Annotated in this window: 1 rRNA gene; it reads left to right on the forward strand. The window is 62.1% G+C overall.

Annotation, left to right across the window (positions count from 1 at the left end):
• A 16S ribosomal RNA gene (locus Q6350_RS15310) occupies positions 1-63 on the forward strand; the annotation flags it as partial.
• Positions 64-594 lie beyond the last annotated feature (531 nt).

Here is a 594-nt window from a genome sequence, read left to right on the forward strand (position 1 = left end):
GCGATTGGGACTAAGTCGTAACAAGGTAGCCGTACCGGAAGGTGCGGCTGGATCACCTCCTTTCTAAGGAGCACATACCTCCCGCCCGCGTGGTGGGGGGTCATGGCAAGCCGCTTGAGGCGCCGATCGTGCGTCTGGTGGTTGCTCTGGGTGGAACATTGACTACAGCCTGCCGCTGGGTGGGTCGAGCTAGTACACCGTGCGGTGCCCCCTGGGGTGCCGGGTTCGCGGTCGGAAGGGTCGGTCTGCTGGTGGCGGGCTGGTGAGCACACTGTTGGGTCCTGAGGCAGCCGGCCGCTTGGTCGGGGTCTTGATGGATACGGGTCGTCGGTCGGTCGCAGACCGCTTCCACGGGTGCCGCAGCGTGAGCTGGTGGTGGCTCGGGTGGGGGTAGGTGCGCCAGGTGCCGGCGGGTCCGTCCGTTGCTTGAGAACTGCACAGTGGACGCGAGCATCCCAGATGTTCAAGTACATCCCTCCTTGCCTTCAGGGGCTGGTGGGGTGTGTTTTCTTGGATTTCTGTAGCAATTTTGTAGTGTGTCGAAGTTTTTAAGGGCACATGGTGGATGCCTTGGCACTAGGAGCCGAAGAAGGA

It is taken from the genome of Isoptericola sp. b515 (genome assembly GCF_030588125.1).
Classification (GTDB): domain Bacteria; phylum Actinomycetota; class Actinomycetes; order Actinomycetales; family Cellulomonadaceae; genus Isoptericola; species Isoptericola sediminis.